The 19,065-nt window shown below is 74.7% G+C and carries 13 protein-coding genes; 3 read left to right on the top strand and 10 right to left on the bottom strand.

Annotation, left to right across the window (positions count from 1 at the left end):
* Positions 1-24: 24 nt before the first annotated feature.
* Positions 25-822: a sulfite exporter TauE/SafE family protein gene (locus ACFEMC_RS13040; RefSeq protein WP_380170029.1), complete on the bottom strand. Its 798-nt coding sequence runs from the start codon at positions 820-822 to the stop codon at positions 25-27.
* 25 nt (positions 823-847) lie between these two features.
* Entirely contained in the window at positions 848-2,011 is a 1,164-nt protein-coding gene (locus ACFEMC_RS13035; protein WP_380170028.1) for a PQQ-dependent sugar dehydrogenase, read from the bottom strand.
* Between the two features lie 37 nt (positions 2,012-2,048).
* Between ACFEMC_RS13035 and ACFEMC_RS13030 the strand changes: the two genes are divergently transcribed.
* Complete coding sequence (locus tag ACFEMC_RS13030; RefSeq protein ID WP_380170027.1) at positions 2,049-2,972, top strand: 2-hydroxyacid dehydrogenase; 924 nt, start codon at positions 2,049-2,051, stop codon at positions 2,970-2,972.
* On the opposite strand, the gene ACFEMC_RS13025 is transcribed toward ACFEMC_RS13030, so the two are convergent.
* From ACFEMC_RS13025 to ACFEMC_RS13000, 6 genes are read right to left on the bottom strand one after another with little or no spacing between them, the layout of a single operon-like run.
* Positions 2,906-3,625: a sirohydrochlorin chelatase gene (locus ACFEMC_RS13025; RefSeq protein ID WP_380170026.1), complete on the bottom strand. Its 720-nt coding sequence runs from the start codon at positions 3,623-3,625 to the stop codon at positions 2,906-2,908. The genes ACFEMC_RS13030 and ACFEMC_RS13025 overlap by 67 nt on opposite strands.
* Positions 3,622-4,719: a uroporphyrinogen-III synthase gene (locus tag ACFEMC_RS13020; protein ID WP_380170025.1), complete on the bottom strand. Its 1,098-nt coding sequence runs from the start codon at positions 4,717-4,719 to the stop codon at positions 3,622-3,624. The genes ACFEMC_RS13025 and ACFEMC_RS13020 overlap by 4 nt, the downstream gene beginning before the upstream one ends.
* Positions 4,716-5,987 carry a uroporphyrinogen-III C-methyltransferase gene (gene cobA / locus ACFEMC_RS13015; RefSeq protein ID WP_380170024.1) on the bottom strand — a complete coding sequence of 424 codons (1,272 nt, stop codon included), beginning with the start codon at positions 5,985-5,987 and terminating at the stop codon, positions 4,716-4,718. Before cobA ends, ACFEMC_RS13020 begins: the two co-directional genes overlap by 4 nt.
* The gene (locus tag ACFEMC_RS13010) at positions 5,977-6,306 is read right to left on the bottom strand and encodes a Rieske (2Fe-2S) protein (protein WP_380170023.1); all 330 of its coding nucleotides are present in this window, start codon (positions 6,304-6,306) and stop codon (positions 5,977-5,979) included. Before ACFEMC_RS13010 ends, cobA begins: the two co-directional genes overlap by 11 nt.
* A complete protein-coding gene (nirB, locus tag ACFEMC_RS13005) occupies positions 6,303-8,837 on the bottom strand; it encodes a nitrite reductase large subunit NirB (protein WP_380170022.1) in 2,535 nt (844 codons plus the stop codon). Before nirB ends, ACFEMC_RS13010 begins: the two co-directional genes overlap by 4 nt.
* A gap of 10 nt (positions 8,838-8,847) precedes the next feature.
* Positions 8,848-10,221 carry an MFS transporter gene (locus tag ACFEMC_RS13000; RefSeq protein ID WP_380170021.1) on the bottom strand — a complete coding sequence of 458 codons (1,374 nt, stop codon included), beginning with the start codon at positions 10,219-10,221 and terminating at the stop codon, positions 8,848-8,850.
* 160 nt (positions 10,222-10,381) lie between these two features.
* Between ACFEMC_RS13000 and ACFEMC_RS12995 the strand changes: the two genes are divergently transcribed.
* Complete coding sequence (locus tag ACFEMC_RS12995) at positions 10,382-14,065, top strand: molybdopterin-dependent oxidoreductase (RefSeq protein ID WP_380170020.1); 3,684 nt, start codon at positions 10,382-10,384, stop codon at positions 14,063-14,065.
* A gap of 39 nt (positions 14,066-14,104) precedes the next feature.
* Positions 14,105-17,311, top strand: coding sequence for an ATP-binding protein (locus ACFEMC_RS12990; RefSeq protein WP_380170019.1), 3,207 nt, complete (start codon positions 14,105-14,107; stop codon positions 17,309-17,311).
* Here the strand turns inward: ACFEMC_RS12990 and ACFEMC_RS12985 are convergent.
* Positions 17,293-18,111, bottom strand: coding sequence for an ABC transporter permease (locus ACFEMC_RS12985; RefSeq protein WP_380170018.1), 819 nt, complete (start codon positions 18,109-18,111; stop codon positions 17,293-17,295). The genes ACFEMC_RS12990 and ACFEMC_RS12985 overlap by 19 nt on opposite strands.
* A complete protein-coding gene (locus tag ACFEMC_RS12980; protein WP_380170017.1) occupies positions 18,108-19,061 on the bottom strand; it encodes an ATP-binding cassette domain-containing protein in 954 nt (317 codons plus the stop codon). Before ACFEMC_RS12980 ends, ACFEMC_RS12985 begins: the two co-directional genes overlap by 4 nt.
* Between the last annotated feature and the right edge of the window lie 4 nt (positions 19,062-19,065).

The raw sequence follows: 19,065 nt of genomic DNA, 5'->3' as shown, positions 1-19,065 counted from the left end.
GGGCCCGAACGGGGCGACTGCTCCTCAACCGATCAGCGGGGCGAGGTTCTCCACCCACACGTCGTGGCCCACCTTGACGATGAGGGCGGCCACGACGACGAGGAACACCGTGCGGATGAACCGCGTCCCCTGCGAGATCGCCATCCGGGACCCCAGGTAGCTGCCGCTCGTGTTGGCGATCCCCAGCAGCAGTCCCAGCCCCCACAGGACCGCCCCGTGCGGGGCGAAGTACAGCAGCGCGCCGAGGTTCGTGGAGAAGTTCACGATCTTCGCCTTGGCGCTGGCCTGCACGAAGTCGTACCCGAGCAGGCTCACCATGGCGATGACGAGGAACGTGCCCGTGCCCGGCCCGAGCACCCCGTCGTAGACGCCGATCGCGAGGCCGACGGCGATCGCCGCGCGGTAGTGGGCATGGCCGGAGAACCGCAACGACGTCGAGGCGCCCAGCGCCGGCCGGAGCACGGTGATGGTCGCGACCGTGATGAGCGCGACGACGATGACGGGTTTGAACACGGCCACGGGCAGCGCCGCCGCGATGGAGGCTCCACCGAAACTCCCGACGAGGGCGACCGCCGCCATCGGCAGCGCGGTCCGCAGGTCGGGTCGGGCCCGCCGGTAGTACGTCAGCGCGCTCGTGCTGGTGCCGAAGATGGAGCCGAGCTTGTTCGTCGCGAGCGCCTGCACGGGGCTCAGGCCCGGCACGAGCAGGAGCGCGGGCAGTTGCAGCAGACCGCCCCCGCCCACCACGGCGTCGATCCACCCCGCGGCGAACGCGGCGAGCAGCAGGAGCAGGAGGACCGGAACCGTCAGGTCGGGGGGCACGGGCCCATCCTGCCGTCCGGGAACCTCAGGACGACAACGGCACCGACACGAGCCGGTCGTCGCCGGAACGCGGCTCCCCGCGGAACGTGTTGGAGGTCAGGACCCACAGCGACCCGTCCGGCCCGACCTCGACCGTCCGCAGCCGGCCGAGGGTTCCCTGCAGGTACGCGTCGGGGGTCCCGGTCGGACCGTCCGGGTTCAGCGGCACGCGCCACAGGCGTTCCCCGCGCAGGGCCGCGACGTACACGGCGTCGGGGGTCACCGTGATCCCCGACGGCGAGGCGTCGTCGGTGGCCCACGTCTGCACGGGGGCGATGAACCTCCCGCCACCGTCTCCGGGCCCCTCGACCTCGGGCCAGCCGTAGTTCCCGCCGGGCCGGATGACGTTGAGCTCGTCCCACTCGTCCTGGCCGAACTCCGCCGCGATGAGGCGGCCCGTGGAGTCCCAGCCCAGGCCCTGCGGATTGCGGTGGCCGAGGGACCACAGGGGCGAACCGGCCGTCGGGTTGTCCGGCGGGATCGACCCGTCGGGGTTCAGCCGCAGGATCTTCCCGCCGAGGGAGGACGGGTCCTGGGCCGCGGGACGGTTCTGCGCGTCTCCGGTGCCGACGTAGAGCTTGCCGTCCGGGCCGAAGGCGATCCGGCCACCGTTGTGGGTCGAGTTCTTCGGGATGCCCGTCAGGACGGGCGTGGCCTCGCCGAGCCGGTTCTGCGCCAGCGTGTACCGCACGACGCGGTTGTCGTCGCGAGCGGTCTGGTAGAGGAACACGTGCTGGTCGGTCGTGAAGTCCGGCGACAGTGCGATTCCCAGCAGGCCGCCCTCACCGCCGGGGACGACGTCCGGGACGCGCCCGTCCGGACCGTCCGCACCCAGGACCGTCGACACCCCGGGGCCGACCTGCACGACCCGGGCCTCGTCCCGCAGCGTGACGAGCGCGGTCCCGTCGGGCAGCACCGCCATGCCCCAGGGCACGTCGAGCCCCGTGGCGATGTCCACGGGGTCTCCGGGCAGCCCCACGGCGGCCGCGACGATCGCCGAGGGGTCGACCGGTGTGGACGCCGAGGTCGAGGGCGCGGGCTGCGCGGCGGTGGGTGTCGGCGAACTCGGTGTCTGCGCCGTGTCCGAGCAGCCGAGCAGGAGCGTCCCGACGAGGGCCGCCGGGGCGAGGGCCGTGCGTCTGCGGGTCACCGGTCCATCCTCACCCGGATGCGGCTAGCGTGCCCGCGTGAGCGAGCACGTCGTGGTGAGCGTCCCCTCCGAGTCCTGGGCCCGGGCCCTCGGCCCCCTCGACGGCGCCGAGGTCGTCGTCTGGGACGGCACGGGCCCGGCTCCCGACCCGGCGCCGACCCTCGTGGTCCCGCCCTACGTCGCGACCCCGGACGTCTCGGCGCTGCCCGACGGCGTCCGCGCGGTCCAGCTGCTGACCATCGGCTACGACGGCGTCCCCGAGCAGCTGCCCTCCGACGTGCTGCTGTGCAACGCCTCCGGTGTCCACGAGACGTCGACGGCCGAGCTCGCGGTGGGGCTGGCGGTCCTGTCGCTGCGCGGCCTGGACGAGGACGTCCGCTCGATGGCGTCGGGGGAGTGGAAGCCCTCCCGGCGCACCTCCCTGGCCGACCGCTGCGTCCTCGTCGTCGGCTGGGGCGGGGTCGGCCGCGCCGTCGCCGCCCGCCTCGCCCCGTTCGAGTGCTCCGTCACGGCCGTCGGCACCCGCGCGCGCGTCCAGGACGGCGTCCGGGTCCACGCGGTCGAGGAACTCCCCGACCTGCTGCCCGCGCACGACGTCGTGGTCCTCGCCTGCCCGCTGACCGACCGCACGCATGGTCTGGTGGGCGCGGAGTTCCTCGCCGCGATGCCGGACGGAGCGCTGCTCGTCAACGTGGCCCGCGGTCCCGTCGTGGACACCGGGGCCCTCGTGGAGGCGTTGCGGGACGGGCGGATCAGGGCCGCCCTCGACGTCACCGACCCCGAACCCCTCCCGGCCGACCACCCGTTGTGGTCGCTGCCCGGCGTCGTCGTCACCCCGCACGTCGGCGGGAACTCCACGGCCTTCCGGCCGCGGATGGTGGCGCTGCTGCGCGCTCAGGTGGCGCGGCTGGTGGCGGGGGAGGACCTCGCGAACGTGGTGTCCCGCACGGTCGCGTCGTAGCGGGCCAGCACGAGGTCGACGAGACCGGGGTGCACGCCGAGGGGTTCGGTGACGACGTCCGCCCCGACGGACGCGAGGCGCGCCGAGAACACCCCGGGCGCCAGCAGGTAGCTCACGACGGCCACGGGTCCCGGGCCGGCCTCGGCGACGGCGTCCGCGACCGAGGGTTCCTGCGCGGACAGGAACCCCGACGTCACGGGCCGCCCCAGCGCTCCGCCGAGCAGTCCCACGGCCGCCTCGACGTCGGCCTGGGCCCGCGCGTCCGACGACCCGGCGGCCGCGAGGACCACCGACCCGTCGAAGGAGCCCAGCCGTTCGAGCAGGATCTCGACGACCTCCGGACCCGGTCCGAGCGCGGGCGCCGCGACCGCGCGGCCACCGCCCCGCTCGAGGGCCTGCGCGATGTCGACCCGCACGTGGTAGCCGCTGGACAGCAGCAGCGGGACGACGACGGCGTCCCGGCCCCGGCAGACGCGGTCCACCACGTCGGCCAGGTACGGGCCGTGGACGTCGACCTGCGCGCCCTCCACCACCAGTCCCGGCCGGGCGGCCCGGACGGCGTCGCGCAGGGCGTCGACGACCTGCTGCCCTGCGACGGAACGGGTCCCGTGCGAGCAGGCAATGAGCACGGGGTCCTCCACGGAGTCGGTCACGGGGTCGTCTCCAACCGGTAGCCGCGCTTGACGACGGTGCGGACGAGCGAGGCGTCCGGCAGCGCGGCGCGCAGCCTGCCGATCGTCACCTCGACGGCGTGGACGTCGGCCGCCCCGGGCAGTGCCGGCAGGAGGTCCTCCCGGCTCAGCACGGCGCCGCGGGCCTCGGCGAGCCGGCGCAGCAGGGCCCGCGGACCGGGGGCCAGTTCCAGCAGGACACCGTCGAGGACCGCGGTCTGCGCCCGCACCACCAGCCGTCCCTGCACGGTGGACACGTCGGCCACCGGGTTCTCGGCCAGGTGCGCCGTCAGCGTCCGCAGCAGGGCCCCCAATCGCCACCGGTCCGGGACCAGTGGCTCGATCCCCACGGCCCGCAACGGTTCCGCGGTCACGTCCCCGACGGCGCACGCGACAACACCGTCGGCGAAGGCCGCGACGAGCTCGTCGTGCCGGCCCCGCCGCTGCGCTACCTCGAGCAGCGCGACCGCGCCGGGGGCGCTCGTGAACGTCACCGCGTCGAGGGCCCGCTCGGCGACGAGGTCGACGAGCCGGTCGACGGCGTCGGGGTCCGCGGGCGGCAGCCACCGGTACACCGACACCCCCCGCACGCGGGCGCCGGCGGCGACGAGCGGGGCGAGCTGGTGCTCGTCGGCGGCCCCGTGCAGCTGCACGACGACCGAGCAGCCGTCGACGCCGTCCGCCACGAGCCGCTCCACGGCCTCCGCGGTCTGCTCCGAGGCCGCGGACCAGGCCTCCCGCAACCCGTTGGCGCGGATGACACCCGTGGCCTTGGGGCCGCGAGCCACGACACGGGCCCGCCCCATGGTCTCCAGCAGCGGTCCGGCGAGGCCGGCGGCGTCCGCGGCCTCCACCCAGCCCCGCAGGCCGATCCCCGTCGTCACCAGGACGACGTCCGGGGGGTCGGCGATGACGTCCCGGGTGTCCGCCAGCAGCTGGTCGTCCTCGGTCAGCGGGACGATGCGCATGGTCGGGGCGTGCAGCACGCGCGCACCCTTGCGTTCGAAGGTGGCGATCATGTCGCCCGAGCGGCGGTCGCTGGTGATGCCGATCGTCACGCCCAGGAGTTCCGTCACGAGTGCGGACGGTAGGCGACCGTCGTCGTCCCCGTCACCTCTCCCACGGTGTCCGCGAGGCCCTCCAGCGCGGCGACCGCGCCCACGACGATGACCGCCGGGTTGCGGACACCGGCCTGCGCGGCCCGGACCGCGATGTCGGCCAGCGTGCCCCGGGTGGTGCGTTGCCCTGCGCGCCAGCCGTTCTCGACGATCGCGACGGGGGTGTCCGGGGCCTTGCCGGCCGCGAGGAGGCCGTCGGCGGTGCGCGGCAGCATGGTCACGCCCATGAGGAGCACCAGGGTCCCGTCGAGCGCGGCCAGCGCGGCCGCGTCGACGTCCTCGTGGCCGCTGACGACCGTGACCGAGCGGGACAGGCCGCGGTGGGTCACGGGGATCCCCGCTGCCGCGGGCACGGCGAAGGCGCTCGTGACGCCCGGCACCACCTCGACGTCCACGCCGGCGGCGCGGCAGGCGAGGACCTCCTCGCCGCCACGGCCGAGCACGTAGGGGTCGCCGCCCTTGAGGCGCACGACGTGCCGGCCCGCCTGCGCGTGCTCGACGAGCAGCCGGTTGATCTCGTCCTGCGGGACGGGGTGGTGGTCGGGGGTCTTGCCGACGTCGACGACCACCACGTCGGGGTCGAGGTCGTCGAGCACGGCCGTGGGGGCGAGCCGGTCCACGACGACGACGTCCGCCTCGGCGAGCCGGCGGCGGCCGCGCAGCGTCAGCAGGTCCACCTCGCCCGGCCCACCGCCGACGAGGGTCACGCGACCCCGACCGGGGCGGCGGCGGCGCAGGGGAGCGGCGCCGGAGTCCAGCCAGCGCGACAGCGCCTCGCGCAACCCGGTGGCGCGCCGGGGGTCCCCGCCGGCGGTGGCCGAGACGGTGACCGCCGCCCCGCCCACGTCCCGCCGCACGACGACGGGCGTCCAAGCGCTGCCGGCGGCCGCCTCCGCCGCGACGACGCACCACACGTGCAGGGCGTCGGCGGCCGCGGCGACGGCGGCGTCGGCGGCGGGGTCGCCCGTGGCGGTGTGGACGAGCCAGACGTCGGCGACGTCGGCCGGGTCCACCTCACGTGCCTGCCACGTCAGGAGGGGCAGCAGGTCGCGCAGGTCCTCGCACACGGCCGGGGCGACGACCAGGACGTCGGCGCCGGCCTCCACGAGGTCCCGGGCCCGCCGCGCCGCGACCGGCCCACCGCCGGCGACGAGGACGCGCCGGCCCGTGACGTCGAGGTGCAGGGGGTACAGCGGTGCCACCGGAACCCCTCTCTCAGCGGACATCGACGCCCACCCTGACCACGCCGGCCTCGACCCGACAAGGATGCACCGCGATCGTGCCCTCGCCGCCCCCCGTCGCCTCGCCCGTGGCGAGGTCGAAGGCCGTCAGGTGCAGGGGACAGATGACGACGGACTCGTCCACCTGCCCGTCGGCCAGCGGTCCACCGGCGTGCGGGCAGGCGGCCTGGACCGCGCTGACACGGCCGCTGCGGTGCCGGAACAGTGCGACCTGCTCGCCCTCGACCACGTACGTGCGGCCCTCCCCGACGGGCAGGTCCTCGACGCGGCACACGTCCCGCAGGACGTCGGCCGGGGCGTTCACGACCCCACCTGCGAGGGGCGCACCGTCGGCATGCCGAGGGGGAGGGCGGGACGGAACTGTCCGGTGGTCACGGGCTCGGCGCCTTCCTGCCAGGGGTCGCGGTAGTTCTCGACGGTGGTCTGCATGCGCTCGTCCAGCCCGGCGGCCATGCCGTCGGAGTCGTCGACCAGGACGGCCCGCACGCGTTCGATCCCGAGGCGCGGGACGAACTCGTAGGTGCGTTCCAGCCAGTTCCCCCACTCCCGGTAGAACTGGATGAACCGGCCGACGAGCGTGACGACCTCCTCCGGCGAGGTGACCGTGGTCAGCAGGTCGCCCTTGCGGACGGTGGCCCCGGCGGCGCCGCCCACGTAGATCTCCCAGCGACCTGATCCGACCGCCACGACGCCGACGTCCTTGACGTAGGCCTCGGCGCAGTTCCGGGGGCAGCCCACGACGCCGAGCTTGAGCTTGGCCGGTGCCTCGACGCCCTGGTACCGGGTTTCGAGGTCGATGCCGAGCTGGGTGGAGTCGCCGAGGCCGAACCGGCAGAAGTCCGTCCCGACGCAGGTCTTCACGGTCCGGAAGCTCTTGCCGTACGCGTACCCCGACGGCATCCCGAGGTCCGCCCACACCTTGGGCAGGTCCTCCTTCGGCACGCCCAGGAGGTCGATCCGCTGCCCGCCCGTCACCTTGATCATCCCGACGTCGTACTTGTCCGCGACGTCGGCGATCGTCCGGAGCTGGTCGGCGGTGGTGACCCCGCCCTTCATCTGCGGCACGACCGAGAACGTGCCGTCGCGCTGGATGTTCGCGTGGACGCGGTCGTTGACGTACCGCCCGTCGCGTTCCTCGACGATCCCCTCGGGCCACATCATCCGCAGCAGCGAGGTCAGGCCCATCTTCGACTTCGCGTCCTCGACGCCGCCCGGCGCCAGTTCGCGGAACACCGCCGACACGGACTTCAGGCCGCGTTCGCGGATCGCCGCCATGAGTTCCGGCTTGGCCAGCGGAACGCCCGGGACGTACCAGCCGACCGTCTCGTCGACCGTGAGGTTCCCGCCGGCGGCCCACTCGGTGATGCGCTCGACGAGGTCCTTGCAGGACCCGCACCCCTTGCCGGCCTTGGTCCGGCCCATCACCGCGGTCGTCGACGTGCACCCGTCCGCGACGGCACCGACGATGCGGCCCTTCGTGACGCCGTTGCAGTGGCAGACCTGGACCGCGTCGTCGAGGTCGGCGAGGTCACCGGCGCCGGCGCCCTCCTGGACCTCTCCGAGGTCGAGGAGCAGCCGGGTCCGTTCCTCCGGCAGCGGTGTGCCGAGGTCGTAGTGCTGGGCGAGGACGGCCGCCTTGCGGACGTCCCCGAGGAGGGTGGCCCCCACGAGCCGGTCGTCGCGGACCACGGCGTTGAGGTAGACACCGCGGTGCGGTTCGGAGAACACGACGAACTCGTCCTCGTCGCGCTCGGGGCCGGACAGGCCCATCGCCACCACGTCGACGCCGGCGACCTTGAGCTTCGTCGACGTGCGGGACCCGTGGTACTCCGCGTCCGGCGCCGCACCGGTGAGGTGGTCGGCCAGCACGCTCGCCTGGTCCCACAGCGGGGCCACGAGGCCGTAGGTCTGGCCGCGGTGCTGGACGCACTCGCCGACGGCGTAGACGTCCTCGGCGCTGGTGCGCATGCGGTCGTCGACGAGGATCCCGCGGTCGATGTCGAGGCCCGCGCTCACACCCACCTCGACGTTGGGCCGGATGCCGGCCGCGACCACCACGAAGTCCGCGGCCAGGACGGTGCCGTCCGGCAGTTCCACGCCGTTCACGCGGTCGGTGCCCAGCAGTCCCCGCGTCCGCACGCCCGTGTGGACGCGGATGCCCAGCTGCTCGACCTTGCGCCGCAGAACCCGGCCGGCGTCGGAACCGAGCTGCTGGTTCATGAGGTGCGGCGGGGAGTGCACGAGGTCGACCTCGAGGCCGTGCGTCACGAGCCCGTGCGCCGCCTCGAGGCCCAGCAGCCCGCCGCCGATGACGACCGCGCGCCGGTGCGTGCGGGCGTTCTCCAGCAGCGCCCGGGCGTCGTCGAGCGTGCGGAACGCGAACACCCCCTCGAGCAGGGAACCGTCACCGCGGTGCAGACCCTCCATCGGGGGGAAGAACGGCGTGGAGCCCGTGGCGATCAGGAGGGTGTCGTAGGGCGTGCGGCCACCGGCGGCGTCGTGCACGACGCGGGCGGCGTGGTCGACGTGGTCCACGCGCACCCCGGCGCGCAGGTCGATGCCGTTCTCCTCGTACCAGGACAAGGGGTTCAGGACGATGCCCTCCTCGGCCTCCTCCCCGGACAGCACGTGGGACAGCATGATCCTGTTGTAGTTCCCGTACGGTTCGTCGCCGAAGACGGTGACGTCGAAGGACCCCGCGCCGCCGCGTTCGAGGACCTCCTCGACGGCACGGATGCCGGCCATGCCGTTGCCGACGACGACCAGGCGACGGCGGTGCCCCCGGGGGGCGGGGACGGTGACGCTCTGCGCGGTGCGCTGGGTGGTGTCGGTCACGGTGTCCTCCTCAGATCCGGGTGCCGGCGAAGCGCTGGGCGCTGCCGACCTTGTAGACCGCGACCGTGACGACCGCGCAGACGACGTAGAACCCGACGAACGCCAGCAGGGCGGGCTGCAGGGAACCGGTCTTGAGCGACTCGGCGAACACCCGGGGGATGATGAACCCGCCGTAGGCCCCGATGCCGGAGGCGATGCCGATGCAGGCGGCGGCCTGGCGCTTGGCCAGGACGAGGCGCTGCGGATCGGCGGCCACGTCGATGCCCGCCCGGAAGATCGCCGGGATCATCCGGTAGACCGCGCCGTTGCCGACCCCGCTGGCGACGAACAGGAGGAGGAAGCAGGCGAAGAACCCGGCGAAGCTGCCGGCGGCCAGGGAGGCGATGACCCCCAGCGCCCCCAGGGCCATGACGGCGTAGGCCGCGACGCCGACGTCGGCGCCGGACCAGCGGTCGGCCAGCCGGCCGCCCGTGGGTCGGGCGAGCGATCCGACGAGCGCCCCGAGGAAGGCCAGCGTGAGCGGGACCTGCGGCAGGCCGACGAAACCCCAGGAGAAACCGATCTCGGGGAACTGCTGCTTGATGAGCAGCGGGAACACCCCGGCGTAGCCGATGAACGACCCGAACGTCCCGATGTAGAGGAACGACACGATCCACGTGTGCTTGTTCCGGACCGCGGCCGCGTATCCGGCGAGGTCGGCCTTGGCGGTGGACAGGTTGTCCATGGACCGCCAGGCCAGGACCGCCGCGAGCACCGCCAGCGGGACGACCACGAGCCCGGCCCGGTCCAGCGCCAACCCGCCGCCGACGACGACCACCACGGGGATCACCAGCTGCACGACGGCGACCCCGAGGTTCCCGCCCGCCGCGTTGAGGCCGAGCGCCGCGCCCTTCTCCCGCTCGGGGTAGAAGAACGAGATGTTCGCCATGCTGCTGGCGAAGTTGCCGCCCCCGACGCCGGCCGTGGCCGCCACGAGGACCATGACCCAGAACGGCGTGCCCGGGTTCTGCACCACGACGGCGAGGCCGATGCAGGGGACGAGCAGCAGCAGGGCCGAGACGACGGTCCAGTTGCGGCCGCCGAAGCGGGGGACCGCGAACGTGTAGGGGAAGCGCAGCGTCGCCCCGACGAGGTTCGGCACGGCGATGAGCCAGAACATCTGGTCGGCGGTGAGGGCGAACCCCGCGCTGTTCAGCGACGGCGTGACGATGGTCCACAACTGCCAGACGGAGAAGCCGAGGAACTCGGCGAAGATCGACAGCCACAGGTTGCGCTGGGCCCGTCGGCGGCCGGTCGACTCCCACTGCCGGACGTCCTCGGGGTCGTGGTCGTCGACCCAGCGGCCGGACCGGGGAGCCGGGATGGTGCGGGTGTCCAGGGTCATGACGGCGACGCTAGGGGCGTCGTGTTGCGGGCAGTGGCGCGTGCCGTTGCGGGTGCGTCACGTTGTCCTCACGCCCACGGGGAGGGGCTGTGAGGAGGACGCACCACGGCGGCAACACGAGGGAAACGGGTCGGCAACCGCGCCCCGCTCTACTGCTCCCGTGACGGCTCCCGCCCCGACCTCCGTGCGCAGCGCCTGCTCCTACTGCGGCGTCGGCTGCGGCGTCGTCCTCGACGTGGCGACGGACCCGGTCACCGGCCGGCGCACCCTGGCGGGGGTCACGGGCGACCGCGAGCACCCCGTCAACCGGGGGCGGCTGTGCACCAAGGGCGCGACCAGCGCGGCCTTCATGACCGCGCCCGGCCGGCTCGAACGGGCCGCCGTGCGCGACGAGCGGGGCGGGGCTCCGCGGGACGTGCCCCTCGACGAGGCGCTGGACCGGGTCGCGGACCGCTTCGCCGCCACGATCGCCGAGCACGGGCCGGACTCCGTCGCCGTCTACGTCTCGGGGCAGATGTCGCTGGAGGCGCAGTACCTGGCCAACAAGCTCGTGAAGGGCTTCTGGGGGACCAACCAGATCGAGTCGAACTCACGCCTGTGCATGGCCAGCGCGGGCACGGGCTACAAGCAGTCCCTCGGGGCCGACGGGCCCCCGGGGTCCTACGACGACTTCGACCACGCCGACGTGTTCCTCGTCATCGGCTCCAACATGGCCGACTGCCACCCGATCCTCTTCCTGCGGATGATGGAGCGGGTCCGGGCGGGGGCCAAGCTCGTCGTCGTCGACCCCCGGCGCACCCCGACGGCCGACGCCGCGGACCTGCACCTGCCCGTGCGGCCCGGCACCGACCTCGCTCTGCTGAACGGGCTGCTGCACCTGCTCGTCGAGGCCGGCGCGGTGGACGAGGAGTTCGTGCGGTCCAGCACGCGCGGCTGGGAGGGCATGGCCGGGGTCGTCGCCGACCACCCGCCGGCCCGGGTGGCGCAGATCACCGGGATCCCCGAGGCGGACCTGCGCCGGGCCGCCGAGCTCATCGCCGGCGCGGGGAACTGGATGAGCTGCTGGACGATGGGGCTGAACCAGAGCGTGCACGGGACGTGGAACACCAACGCCCTCGTGAACCTGCACCTGGCGACGGGCGCGATCGGCCGCCCGGGCAGCGGCCCGTTCTCCCTCACCGGTCAGCCGAACGCCATGGGCGGCCGGGAGATGGGGTACATGGGACCGGGGTTGCCCGGTCAACGGACGGCGCTGGACCCCGACGACCGCGCCTTCGTCGAGGAGCGGTGGGGTCTGCCGGCGGGCACCCTGCGGCCCGACGCCGGGTCCGGCACGATCGACCTGTTCCGGCGGATGGCGGCGGGGGAGGTCAAGGCCTGCTGGATCGTCTGCACGAACCCCGTCGCCTCCGTCGCGAACCGTTCCGTCGTCGTCGAGGCGTTGCAGCGCTGCGAATTCGTCGTGGTCCAGGACGCCTTCGCCGACACCGAGACGACGCCGTTCGCCGACGTCCTGCTGCCCGCGGCGCTGTGGGCGGAGTCGGACCAGGTGGCGGTGAACTCCGAACGCACCATGACCCTGCTGCCCCAGGCCGTCGACCCCGTCGGCGACGCCCGGCCGGACTGGGCGCTCGTCGCCGGGGTCGCCCAGCGCATGGGGTTCGCCGCGGACTTCGCGTTCTCCAGCGCCGCCGAGGTGTTCGAGGAGGTGCGGAGGTTCTCCAACCCTCGGACGGGGTACGACCTGCGGGGCGTCGACCACGACCGGCTGCGGTCCGGACCGGTGCAGTGGCCCGCCGCGCCGGACGGTCCGGCACGCAACCCGGTCCGGTACCGCGAGGGTGACGGGTTCCGGTTCCCGACGCCGGACGGCCGTGCGGTGTTCTGGCCCCGGCCCTTCGTGCCCGCCGCCGAACTGCCCGACGACGAGCACCCGTTCGTGCTGGGCACCGGCCGCGTCCAGCACCAGTGGCACACCCGCACCAAGACGGGGAAGGTGCCGAAGCTGGAGGCGCTGAACCCCGGGCCGTTCGTCGAGGTGCACCCTCAGGACGCCGAACGGCTCGGCATCGCCGAGGGCGACGGCGTGGAGGTGCGGTCGCGGCGGGGCCGGGTCGTGCTGCCCGCCGTCGTCACCGACCGGGTCCTGCCCGGCTGCTGCTTCGCGCCGTTCCACTGGAACGACACCTTCGGCGAGGACGTCGCCGTCAACGCCGTGACGCACGACGCGGTCGATCCGGACAGCCTGCAGCCGGAGTTCAAGGTCTGCGCGGTGGCGTTGCGACGGGTCTCGGTGGCGGCGGCGCCGGTGACGGCCCCCGAGGCGGAGGACGACGCGGAGGACGACCTCGACGTGCTCGTCCTGTACGCCTCCCAGACCGGCGGGGCGGCCGAGCACGCCCGGTCCACCGCGGCCGCCCTCGTCGCCTCCGGCGTCCGCGCCGGGGCGGTGGGCATGGACCGCGCCGACCCGGCCCGGCTGGCGCCGACGACGCTGCTCGTCGCCAGCACGTTCGGGGACGGCGGCCCACCCGACAACGGGGCCGCGTTCTGGGCGAGCGTGTCCGCGCCGGACGCCCCGCGGCTGGAGGACCGCCGGTTCGCGGTGCTGGCGTTCGGTGACTCCTCCTACGCCGACTTCTGCGGCCACGGCCGCCGCCTCGACGAGCGGTTCGCCGAACTCGGCGCCACCCGGCTGCTGCCGCGCGTGGACTGCGAACCCGACCAGGTCGAGCGCGCGGAGGACTGGAGCACCCGGGTCCTGCACCTGCTGGCCGACCGGCCGGTGGTGCCCGCACCGCGGGTGGCGTCCGACCGGCCGACCCGTCGGAACCCCTACCGGACCCGCCTGGTCCGCAACGTCCGGTTGAACCGGCCGGGGTCCTCGAAGGAGGTGCGGCAGATCGGGATCCGCCGTGACGAGGGGCTGGCCTACCGGGCCGGGGACGCCCTGGGGATCTGGCCCGTCAACGATCCGCGCGTCGTGGAGGAGGTGGCACGGCTGACCGGGAACGCCCCCGAGGACCTCGCGGACCTCGACGTCACCCGTCCCTCGGCGGCCCTGCTGGACTTCGTCGGCCGGCACTCGCGCGAACCCGGACTCACCGCCGACTGGTGCTGGGGACGGCAGACGGCGGACGTGCTGCGGGCGTTCCCGGTGCGGGCCGAACCCGTCGAGTGGCGCAACCTCCTCCGGCCCCTGCAGCCGCGGCAGTACTCGATCTCCTCGGCGCCGGAGGCCCACCCCGACGAGGTGCAGCTGACGGTGTCGGTCGTCCGGTTCGGCGACCCCGTCCGGCACGGGGTCTGCTCCTCGTTCCTGGCCGACCGCGCCGACGGGCAGGACCTGCGGGTGTTCGTGCAGCCCAGCCCGGCCTTCCGGCCCCCGGCCGATCCCAGCGTGCCCGTCGTCATGGTCGGCCCGGGGACGGGCGTCGCACCGTTCCGGGGATTCCTCCAGGAGCGCCGCGCCCACGGTGGGGGCGGCCGGAACTGGCTGTTCTTCGGCGAGCGCAGTTCGGCGACCGACTGGTACTACCGCGAGGAGTTCGAGGCCTGGCGCGAGGACGGGTCCCTCACGCGCCTGAGCCTGGCGTTCTCCCGCGACCAGCCGGAGAAGGTCTACGTCCAGGACCGGATGCGCCGGCAGGGCCGGGAGTTGTGGCGGTGGATCGACGAGGGCGCCCACCTCTACGTGTGCGGCGACGCCGCGCGGATGGCCCGGGACGTGGACCGGGCCCTGCGGGACGTGGTCGCCGAGCACGGGGGGATGGCGCCGGACGCGGCCGCCGCGCACGTGCAGGCCATGGCCGCGGCGGGGCGGTACGTGCGCGACGTCTACTGACGGACCGTGCACCGGCGGGTGCGGTGGCAGGCTGTGCCCGTGTCCGTCCCCCTGCCCGCGTCCGCGCCCCTGCGGATCGAGCTGCTCGGCCCCCTGCGGGTCGAGGCCGCCGACGGCACCGAGGTGACGGTGGCAGGGGCGCGGCTGCGCCTACTGCTGGCCGAACTGGCCCTCCGCGCGGGCCGGCCCGTGCCCACCGGCGTCCTGGAGGACCTGCTCTGGTCCGGTGGCGGACCGACGGGACCCGGCGCGCTGCAGTCCCTCGTGTCCCGGCTGCGGCGGACGCTGGGGGCGGCTGCGACCGTGGAGGCCGGCCCCGCCGGGTACGCCCTGCACGGCGTCACCGTCGACGTCCCCGAGGTCGAGGCCGCCTTCGCGCAGGGCCACGCGGAGCTGCGCGCCGGCCGACCCGACCGGGCCGCAGCCGTGCTGGACGCCGCCCTGGTCCGGTGGCGCGGACCGCTGACCGAGATCGCCGCGGCGCCGGACGCCGTGCGCCTGGAGGAGTCACGGCTGGAGGCGGTCGCGGACCGGGCGGCGGCGCGGCTCGCGCTGGGGCGCACGGACGGGCTGGCCGCCGAGCTGGAGCAGCTCCTGCGCGCGCACCCGGTGCGGGAGCGGTTCGCCGAACTGCTCGTGCGCGTCCTGGCCGCCGAGGGGCGACCGGCCGAGGCCCTGGCGGCCTACGAGGGGACGCGGCGGTTGCTCGCCGAGGAGTTCGGGACGGACCCCTCGGCAGGGTTGCGCGACGCCCACCGCGTCGCGCTGGCCGCGGGGGACACCGGCCCCGGACCGGACCGGGACCCCGTCGCGGGACCCCAGCCGGCGCGGCCGCTGACGTCGTTCGTGGGACGCCAGGACGACGTCGCCCGCGTCCGCCGCCTCCTGGGGGAGGTCCGCTGCGTCACGGTCGTGGGGCCCGGGGGAGCGGGCAAGACGCGGTTGTCCACGGAGGTCGGCGCGGCCCTCACCGCGGCGGGGACCGCGGTGGTGGCCGTCGCGCTCGCCCCGGTGGCGGAGGGGATCGACGTCCTGGGGGCGGTGGCCGCGGCGGTCGGCGCCCGCGACACCGGCCGCGACCGGCGCCCCGTGGCGGACGTGGACCAGCGCTCCCGCGTCGTGGCGGCCCTCGGCCCCGCACGGACGGTCCTCGTCCTCGACAACTGCGAGCACGTCCTCGACGACGTGGCGCACCTCGTCGAGGACCTCCTGCACGCCTGCCCCGGGCTCGTCGTCCTGACCACGTCCCGCGAGGCGCTCGTGGTGGAGGGCGAGGTGCTCCACCCGCTCGGTCCGTTGCCGGGACCGGCGGCGCTGCAGCTGTTCACCGACCGGGCGGCCGCCGTCGCGCCGGGTTTCTCCGCGGTGGACCCGGCCGTCCGGGCGGTCGTGGAGCAGGTCGTGGGCCGGCTCGACGGGTTGCCGCTGGCCCTGGAGCTCGCCGCGGCGCGACTGCGGACGATGACCCCGGCCGACCTCCTGGCCCGGTTGTCCGACCGGTTCCGGCTGCTCACCGGCGGCCGCCGCACGGCCGTCGCCCGGCACCGCACGCTGCGCGCCGTCGTCGACTGGAGCTGGGACCTGCTGGAGGCCGACGAGAAGACCCTCCTGCAGCGGTTGTCGGTGTTCCACGCCCCGGTGTCGGTGCAGGCCGCGGCCGCCGTCGCCGCCGACCTCGGCGACGAGCTGACGGTGGCCGACCTCCTGGGGTCGCTCGTCGAGAAGTCGTTGCTGCAGCTGCGTCCCGGGCCCGTCGCCCGGTACGCGCTGCTGGAGACGATCCGGGAGTACGGCGCCGAGCGACTGGCCGCCTCGGGACAGGTCGAGGCCGTGCTGGAGGCGCGGACGCGGTGGGCGGAGGGCGCCGCGGCCGGCGCGGCGTCGGGTCTGCGCGGTCCCGCCCAGCTGACGTGGTCGCAGCGGCTGGACGCCGAGGCCGACGACCTCCTGGCGGCCCTGCGCCACCTCGCCGCGGCCGGCCGGGCGGAACGGGCGCTGCGGATGACCGTCCCCGTCGCCCTGTGGTGGTCGGCCCTCGGCCGGCACGCCGCGGTGCGGGAGTGGACGACGGTGGCCCGGTCGGCCGGCCCCTCGGGCACCACCCTCGACCTCGTCGGCGAAGGGCTCGACGTCGTCAACGGGCTCATGGAGGGACAGGGCGAGTGGGAGGCCGGCCGGACGCGGATGCAGGACCTGCACCGGGCGCTGGGCGCTCCGGGGGCCGCCGGCGCTGACCCGCTGTCGGTGCTGCTGGCCGTCTTCCTCGACCGCTTCAGCGTCGAGGCGGAGGGCGTCTGGTTCGACGTGGCGCGCGATCTCCGGGTGCAGCCGTTCCTCGCCGAACCGCCGTCGGACCCCTGGCTCACCGCCCTCGTGCACCTCATGTGCGCGGCCGGCGCGGAGAACGACGGCGACGTCGCCGCGATGGCGCACCACGCGGGCCGGTCGGTCGAGGGTTTCGCCGCGGCGGGGGAGAGCTGGGGCCGGGCCGGCGCCCTGCGGCTGCTGGCGCAGCACGCCGTCCTCACGGGTGACCTCGACGAGGCCGAGCGGCGCTACCGCGAGGCCGGTGACCTCGTGGCGCCCTTCGGCAACGCCGACGACGGGGTGCAGCTGCGGATGCGGCTCGTCGACGTCCTGCAGCGGCGCGGCGCGCAGGAGGAGGCGGCGGTGGAGCTGCGGCGCATGGAGGCCGCGTCGGGGGCGGCGTCGACGACCACCCGCACGTGGCTGGTCCTCGCGCAGGTCGCCTCGCTGCGCCGCCAGGGCCGGGGGGAGGAGGCGCGAGCCCTCGTCGACCGGCAGCTCGCCGACCTCGCCGACCGCGGCGGGAACGGTGTCTGGGAGCACGAACGGGCCGGGCTGCTGGCGGCCGCGGCCCACGTCCTGCTGGAGTGCGGGGAGCAGGGCCGCGACCGGGTCGTCGCGGTGCTCGCGGAGGCCGTCGACCTGGCCCTCGGGACCCACGACATGCCCATCGTCGCGATGGTGGCCGTGGCGGTCGCGCGCTGGCGGCTGCAGGAGGGAGACCCCCTGGGGGCCGCGCGGGTCCTCGGCACCGCCGCGAACCTGCGCGGCGCCGAGGACCCGACCGAACCCGAGGTCGCCCGCCTCCGCGCCGTTCTCGACGCCGACCCGTCCCCGGCGCTGGGGGCGGCCTACACCGCCGCCCGGGGCCTGGACCGGGGGGCTGCCGTCGCCGGACTCCGGGCCGCGGTGGCCACCGGTCAGGCGCGGCGGTTGTAGGCGCGCAGGGCCAGCGGGACGAACACCGCGAGGAACACCGCGATCCAACCGCCGGTCCACGCGAGGTCGCCGGCCACGGGACCGCCGAGCATCAACCCGCGGACGACCCCGACGAGGTGCGTGATCGGGTTGACGTGGACGAAGTGCTGCAACCACCCGGGCATGCTCGCCGTGTCCACGAAGACGTTGCTGCCGAAGCTGAGGGGCATCACGAGCAGGAACATCAACCCCTGCACGGCGCCGGGCGTGCGGACGAGCAGCCCGACGTACACCGAGATCCAGCAGAACGACAGGGCGAACGCCATCGAGACGCCGAGCGCCGCGAGCGTGGGCCAGAACCCGGTCTGCACGCGGAAACCCATGACCGTGGCGGCCGTCATGATGACGGCGAACAGGATGAGGTAGCGCACGACGTCCGCCAGCACCGCGCCGACCAGGGGAGCGGAACGGGCGATGGGCAGCGACCGGAACCGGTCGAACACGCCCTTCTGGATGTCGCTGTTCAGGTTCTGCCCCAGCGAGACACCCGCCAGCGAGATCGACTGGGCCAGGATCCCGGGCAGCAGGTACTGCAGGTAGGTCGAGCGGTCCCCGCCGCCGAGGGCGCCACCGAAGATGTAGGTGAACAGCAGCAGGAAGATGATCGGCTGGATCGTCACGTCGATGAGCGCCTCGGGCGTCCGGACGGTCTTGAGGAGGTTGCGGACCGCGAGGGCGCCGGCGTGCCGCAAGGAGCGGAACGGTCCCGCGGCCGGGGTGGTCGTGCCGGTGGGGACGGTGCGGTCGAGGACGGTGCTCATGCCGCGAACTCCTTCGTGCTGGGGGTCTGGGTGAGGGTGGCGAACACCTCGTCGAGGGTTGGCAGGTGCAGCGACAGTTCGCTCACGGCGACGCCGCGGTCGGCCAGCGTCGACACCGTCGCCGCCAGGGCGCGCTCGTCGGGCACGGGGGCCGAGAAACCTCCGTCGGGCAGCGGCTGGGGTTCCTCGCCGGACACGGCGGCGAGCAGGCTGCGCACCACGGGTCCGTCCGACGCGTCGAGCGGCACGACGGTCAGCGTGCGGTTCCCCGCCTGCCGCTTCAGGCCGCCGGGGGTGTCGTGCGCGATGACGCGGCCGTGGTCGATGACGGTGATCTCGTCGGCCAGCTGGTCGGCCTCCTCCAGGTACTGGGTCGTCAGCAGCACGGTGGACCCCTCGCCGACGAGGGTGCGCACGACGTCCCACATGGCGTCGCGCTTGGCGGGGTCGAGCCCCGTCGTGGGTTCGTCGAGGAACACCACCGCGGGCCGTCCGACGAGCGAGGCGGCGAGGTCCAGGCGACGGCGCATGCCGCCGGAGTAGGTGCCCGCGGGGCGGGAGGCGGCGTCGGCCAGGTCGAACCACTCCAGGAGTTCCGTGGCGCGGTGTCGGGCGTCGCGGCGGGACAGGTCCAGGAGCGTGCCGATGAGGAGCAGGTTCTGCATCCCCGTGAGGTCCTCGTCGACGGAGGCGTACTGGCCGGTGAGGCCGATGGTGCGGCGCACCCGGGCCGCGTCGCGCACGACGTCGAGGCCCCCGATGCGGGCGGTCCCCTCGTCGGGGCGCAGGAGGGTGGCGAGGATGCGGACCGCGGTGGTCTTCCCGGCGCCGTTGGGTCCGAGGACGCCGAGCACCCGCCCGGCCGGCACCTGGAACGAGACGCCGTCGAGCGCCTGGGTGGTGCCGAAGCGCTTGCGCAGGCCCTCGGCCTCGATCGCGTAGGAGGTCATGGCA

The organism is Kineococcus sp. DHX-1 (genome assembly GCF_042473625.1).
In the GTDB taxonomy this organism is placed as follows: domain Bacteria; phylum Actinomycetota; class Actinomycetes; order Actinomycetales; family Kineococcaceae; genus Kineococcus.
Note: the sequence above shows the minus strand (reverse complement) of the source record. Positions and strands in the feature narration are given on the sequence as shown.

Bases quoted from the DNA above. Each gene is read 5' to 3' on its own strand.
- cobA (WP_380170024.1), bottom strand. From the start codon at position 5,987: ATGTCCGCTGAGAGAGGGGTTCCGGTGGCACCGCTGTACCCCCTGCAC.
- ACFEMC_RS13000 (WP_380170021.1), bottom strand. From the start codon at position 10,221: ATGACCCTGGACACCCGCACCATCCCGGCTCCCCGGTCCGGCCGCTGG.
- ACFEMC_RS12985 (WP_380170018.1), bottom strand. From the start codon at position 18,111: ATGAGCACCGTCCTCGACCGCACCGTCCCCACCGGCACGACCACCCCG.
- ACFEMC_RS12980 (WP_380170017.1), bottom strand. From the start codon at position 19,061: ATGACCTCCTACGCGATCGAGGCCGAGGGCCTGCGCAAGCGCTTCGGC.